Origin of the sequence: Streptomyces glaucescens, assembly GCF_002154375.1 — a bacterium.
Classification (GTDB): domain Bacteria; phylum Actinomycetota; class Actinomycetes; order Streptomycetales; family Streptomycetaceae; genus Streptomyces; species Streptomyces glaucescens.
Genome location: NZ_MUND01000798.1, coordinates 1 through 4,844, shown reverse-complemented (window position 1 = coordinate 4,844; position 4,844 = coordinate 1). Strand labels below are relative to the sequence as shown.

The following is a 4,844-nucleotide window of genomic DNA, read 5'->3' as shown; positions in this document are numbered from 1 at the left end:
GGCTGCCGCTGATCACGGCCGTCGTGGTCGCCGCGCAGACGGCCCTGCACTCGGCGTTCTCGTTCGCCCAGTCGGGCACCCCCGACCTCGGGCACACCGCCCACCTGGCCTACGCGAACCACATGGCCCACATGGCTCATGCGGGCCATATGGTCGATCCGGGTCGGACCGGACATTCTGCGGCGGGGCCGGTCCTGTCCGGTTCCTCGTCGTCCGGCATGCTCGCCGCGCACCTGCTGGCCGCCCTGCTGTGCGGTCTGTGGCTCGCACACGGCGAACGTGCCGCCTTCCGCATCCTGCGCGCGGTGGCCGGCTGGCTCGCGGCGCCGCTGCGGCTGCCGCTCGCTCCGCTCGTCGTGGCGCCGCCGCCGCGCCCGCGCGTACGGCGACGCCGCTCGCACCGGACGCCGAGCGGGCTCCTTCTCGTCCACGCGATCACCTCACGGGGTCCGCCGCCGGGGACCGCTGTCGCCTGACGACAGCCGGATTCCCGAGGCCGCCCGTGTGCGCCTCGTGGCCCCGGCCGTACGCCCGAGCAGGGCCGTACGGCCGCTTCCCGTTGACGAGAAGGACACCAGGTGATCACTTCCGCCACACCCGTACCCGAACGCGCCGACGAGTCGATAACCGCCTGGGCGCTCGCCGCCCGGGGCGGCGACCCGGACGCCGTCGAGCGGTTCGTCCGCGCCCTGCACCACGACGTCCTGCGGTACGTCGCCCACCTCTGCGCCGATCCGCAGGCGGTCGACGATCTGGCGCAGGACACCTTCCTGCGGGCGCTCGGCAGCCTGCACCGCTTCGAGGGGCGTTCCTCGGCGCGCTCCTGGCTGCTGGCCATCGCCCGCCGGGCGGTCGTCGACAGCTATCGATACGCCGGCACCCGGCCGCGGTCGTGCGACAGCGCGGACTGGCGGCTGGCCGTGGAGCGGGCGCAGCCGCACGGTCTGCCCGGATTCGACGACGGGGTCGCCCTGCTGGATCTGCTGGCGGCGCTGCCCGACGAGCGCCGGGAGGCGTTCGTCCTCACCCAGCTGCTCGGGCTGCCGTACGCGGAGGCCGCCCGGATCGGCGGCTGCCCGGTCGGCACCCTGCGGTCCCGGGTCGCCCGGGCCCGTGCGACGCTGATCGACCTGCTGGCGGCGGCGGCCTGAACCGGAAGGGAGGGCGCCCCCGGGCCTGGGGCGCCCTCCCTCGTTCCGGAGCGGCAGCGGTCCTCGCAGTGCCGGAGGTCGAAGCCGGCGGGTGCCGCCGTTCACGCGTGGCCGGGCCGGGCGGCGCCGTGGCTGCGTCCGCCGCCCGGCCCGGAGTCTCAGGGCCCGCCGACGGGCTCGGGGTGGTCGACGGCGCACGCCTCGTCGACGCCGTGGGCCGCCCAGGCGGGGAACGGGTCGTCGGCGGGCAGCGGTTCGCCGGGGGCCAGCAGGCAGGCGGACAGCTCCGCGTGCAGGGCCGGCGCGTCCAGCTCGGTGCCGATGAAGACCAGTTCCTGCGCGTGCGGCGCCTCGGGGTCGCGGGCCGCGGACGGCTCGAAGCGGGCGACCGAGCCCGCCTGCGACCACAGGCCTGTCACCCGGGACCGGGTGGCCAGGGTGAAGAACCCCTTGGAGCGCAGGACCCGCCCGAGAGCGCCGCCGTCCATCCGCTCGGTGACGAAGGTCCACAACCGCCCGGGGTGGAAGAGCCGTTCGGAGCGGAACACGGTCGAGGAGATGCCGTACTCCTCGGTCTCCGGCACATGGTCGCCGTTGAGTTCGCGGACCCAGCCGGGCGCCTGCTGGGCGCGGTCCAGGTCGAACAGGCCGGTGTCCAGCACCTGCCGGAGGCCGACCCGCCCGTGGGTGGCGGGGACGATCCGGGCCGCCGGGTTCAGCCGGGCGAGGGTCGCGCGCAGCCGGGCGGCGGTGGCGTCGTCCACCAGGTCGAGCTTGTTCAGCACCAGCACGTCGGCGAACTCCACCTGGTCGATGAGCAGATCGCTGACCGTGCGCTCGTCGTCCTCGTACGGAGCCAGGCCCCGCTCGGCCAGTTCGTCGCCGCTCGCCAGCTCCGCCTGGAAGTTCGCCGCGTCGACCACGGTGACCATGGTGTCCAGCCGGGCCAGATCCCCGAGGGTGGCGCCGTCGTCGCGGGCGAAGGCGAAGGTGGCGGCCACCGGCATGGGCTCGGAGATGCCGGACGACTCGATCAGCAGGTGGTCGAAGCGGCCCTCGCGGGCGAGCCGGTCGACCTCTTCCAGCAGGTCGTCCCGGAGCGTGCAGCAGATGCAGCCGTTGGTCATCTCGACCAGCCGCTCCTCGGTCCGCGACAGCGCGGCCCCGCCGCCGCGGACCAGCGCCGCGTCGATGTTGATCTCGCTCATGTCGTTGACGATCACGGCGACGCGCAGGCCCTCGCGGTTGCCGAGGACGTGGTTGAGCAGAGTCGTCTTGCCCGCCCCGAGGAACCCGGACAGCACGGTGACGGGCAGTCGGCCGTACGGCATCGCGTCAGCCCTCGGGGCGCAGCAGTCCGCGCTCGTACGCCCTGACCAGGTGCTGCGGTACGAGGTGGCGGACGCCGTCGACGGTCACGGGTACCAGGTTCGGCGTGCTCGCCTTCCACTGGGCGCGGCGGTGGCGGGTGTTGCTGCGGGACATCTTCCGCTTGGGAACGGCCATGGGAGTCCTTCCTGGGTGGTGAACCAGGCAGCACGCTACATGAAAATGGATCCCATTACGAAAAAGCCCTTGGCCGGTGGCCGGGCCTCAACGGCGGCGACGCCCCTTTCCCTCCCGGCGGACCTTCCCCTCCCGGGGAGCCGGAATGAACTGCAGCTCCAGCGTCACCGGCGGCTCGGCCACCCCGGGACCGCCCGCCGCCGCCCACTCCAGCAGCTCCTCGGTGGCGTCGTCGTCCATCGCGAAGCCCACCCAGACCGCGCGCCCCCCGGCCCGCCGGCCCGCGCTGGAGGGCTGTACGACGATGACGTTCGCCTGGTCGCACGGGCCCAGGCAGTCCGTCGTACGAACGGTGAACCGGCCGCCGGAGTCCGCCGCGGCGGCCCGCAGCCGGTCCAGCTGCCAGACGTGATCGGTGCCGGGGTGCTTGCGCGGGTTGCCGCAGCAGCAGCCCCGGCACACCACGAGGGTGCAGGGCCGGGGCGTGAACCGGAGGGCGGCGGAGGTGCCGGGGGCGCTCAAATCGCCAGGCCCACGTGGGCGAGGGCCTGCTTGAGCAGAACGCCGTGACCGCCCGGCATCTCGCTCCGCACCGCCTCCGAGGCCGCCTCCTGGGGGCTGAACCAGACCAGGTCCAGCGCGTCCTGCCGGGGCCGGCAGTCGCCGGTGACCGGGACGATGTAGGCGAGGGACACCGCGTGCTGGCGGGGGTCGTGGAACGGGGTGATGCCCTGGGTCGGGAAGTACTCGGCGACCGTGAAGGGCTGGAGCGAGGCCGGGACCCGGGGGAGGGCGACCGGACCGAGGTCCTTCTCCAGGTGACGCAGCAGGGCGTCCCGGACCCGTTCGTGGTGCAGCACCCGGCCGGAGACCAGGGTGCGGCTGACCGTGCCGTCCGGGCCGATGCGCAGCAGCAGGCCGATGCTGGTGACCTCGCCGCTGTCGTCCACGCGGACCGGCACGGCCTCGACGTACAGGATCGGCATGCGGGCGCGGGCCAGTTCGAGTTCGTCGGGTGTCAGCCAACCGGGCGTGGTTTCGGTCATGTCAGACATTGCTTGATCATACTTTCAGGTGGCGTCGGAAAACCGTTTCGGCGCACGCGTCCGGCCGCTCCGCGGCCGTCGTCGCGGCGGTGGTCAGGGCTTCACGGCGACGGCGCCGAACTGCGGGACCACGACGGGGTCCGGCACGTCCGGGCGCCACTGTGCGCAGGAGACCAGCCCCGGCTCCAGCAGGTCCAGCCCCTCGAAGAACGCGGCGATGTCGGCCCGGCCGCGGGCGGTGATCGGCGGGGTGGCGTTCTCGTTCCAGAACTTCATCGCCGGGATCTGGCCCTCGCCGCCCAGCTCCGGCTCGAAGGTCGGGTGGGTCAGCACCAGGAAACTGCCCGAGGGGACGGCCGCCATCACCCGGTGCGCGATCTCGCGCGCCTTCCCGGTGTCGAGCACGAAGTTGAGGATGCCGAGCATCATCACCGCGACCGGCCGGGTCAGGTCCAGGGTGCGGGCGGCGCGCTCCAGGATGACGTCCGGGTCGTGCACGTCGGCGTCGATGTAGTCGGTGACGCCGGCGCTGGTGCCGGTCAGCAGGGTGCGGGCGTGGATCAGCACGATCGGGTCGTTGTCGACGTACACGATCCGCGCGTCGGGCGCGACGCGCTGGGCGATCTCGTGCGTGTTCTCCGCGGTGGGCAGCCCGGTGCCGATGTCGAGGAACTGCCGCACCCCGCGCTCGCCGGCCAGGAACCGCACCGCCCGGCCCAGGAACTCGCGGTCCGCGCGGGCGACGTCCCGGATCAGCGGGAACATCGAGGCCACGTGATCGCCGACCCGGTGGTCGACCTCGTAGTTGTCCTTGCCGCCGATCCAGTAGTTCCAGACCCGGGCGTTGTGCGCCACGCCGGTGTTCAGGCGTGCCGCTTTGTCCGCAGGGGTGGGGGCCTCGCTCACGTCGCTTCCTCTCCTCGCCCGTAGCGCGGTCCCCGCCATTGTGCCCCGCTCATGATCAGCGCGTCCGGGAAACCCGGGAGCGTGCGGAGCGGCCGGTGGGGCCCGGTCACCGGGGACGAGGACGCTCACCCGGGCGGGTGAGGTTCCCCGGGTAGGGTTGACAGTCGTCCACGGAACGACCAAGGGCCGCCGTCGCAGGAAGCAGGACATGCCGTACTCCCCCTCACCCCTCCCC

At 73.3% G+C, this 4,844-nt stretch carries 7 protein-coding genes; 2 read left to right on the top strand and 5 right to left on the bottom strand.

Translation table 11 applies throughout. The features are described from left to right. Both CCN42_RS37450 and CCN42_RS37445 read left to right on the top strand, forming a co-directional pair. Window positions 1-476, top strand: a 476-nt coding sequence (locus CCN42_RS37450) for a hypothetical protein (RefSeq protein ID WP_086741734.1), incomplete at its 5' end; no start/stop codon positions are given. A gap of 102 nt (window positions 477-578) precedes the next feature. Continuing rightward, window positions 579-1,151 (top strand): sigma-70 family RNA polymerase sigma factor, encoded by a 573-nt coding sequence (locus CCN42_RS37445; protein WP_086741733.1) that lies wholly within the window; start codon window positions 579-581, stop codon window positions 1,149-1,151. A 158-nt stretch (window positions 1,152-1,309) separates the two neighbouring features. Here the strand turns inward: CCN42_RS37445 and CCN42_RS37440 are convergent, their stop codons facing one another. From CCN42_RS37440 to CCN42_RS37420, 5 genes are all read right to left on the bottom strand, one after another. Beyond that, entirely contained in the window at window positions 1,310-2,482 is a 1,173-nt protein-coding gene (locus CCN42_RS37440; protein WP_086741732.1) for a GTP-binding protein, read from the bottom strand. Between the two features lie 4 nt (window positions 2,483-2,486). After that, window positions 2,487-2,657 carry a 50S ribosomal protein L32 gene (gene rpmF / locus CCN42_RS37435; RefSeq protein ID WP_086173436.1) on the bottom strand — a complete coding sequence of 57 codons (171 nt, stop codon included), beginning with the start codon at window positions 2,655-2,657 and terminating at the stop codon, window positions 2,487-2,489. Between the two features lie 87 nt (window positions 2,658-2,744). Further along, window positions 2,745-3,179, bottom strand: coding sequence for a (2Fe-2S) ferredoxin domain-containing protein (locus tag CCN42_RS37430; RefSeq protein WP_086741731.1), 435 nt, complete (start codon window positions 3,177-3,179; stop codon window positions 2,745-2,747). Continuing rightward, on the bottom strand, window positions 3,176-3,703 hold the full coding sequence (locus CCN42_RS37425) for an NUDIX hydrolase family protein (protein WP_043505340.1): 528 nt from the start codon (window positions 3,701-3,703) through the stop codon (window positions 3,176-3,178). The genes CCN42_RS37430 and CCN42_RS37425 overlap by 4 nt, the downstream gene beginning before the upstream one ends. 93 nt (window positions 3,704-3,796) lie before the next feature. Beyond that, complete coding sequence (locus tag CCN42_RS37420) at window positions 3,797-4,609, bottom strand: SAM-dependent methyltransferase (protein WP_086741730.1); 813 nt, start codon at window positions 4,607-4,609, stop codon at window positions 3,797-3,799. Window positions 4,610-4,844: the final 235 nt, after the last annotated feature.

Bases quoted from the DNA above. Each gene is read 5' to 3' on its own strand.
- rpmF (WP_086173436.1), bottom strand. From the start codon at position 2,657: ATGGCCGTTCCCAAGCGGAAGATGTCCCGCAGCAACACCCGCCACCGC.
- CCN42_RS37440 (WP_086741732.1), bottom strand. From the start codon at position 2,482: ATGCCGTACGGCCGACTGCCCGTCACCGTGCTGTCCGGGTTCCTCGGG.
- CCN42_RS37425 (WP_043505340.1), bottom strand. From the start codon at position 3,703: ATGACCGAAACCACGCCCGGTTGGCTGACACCCGACGAACTCGAACTG.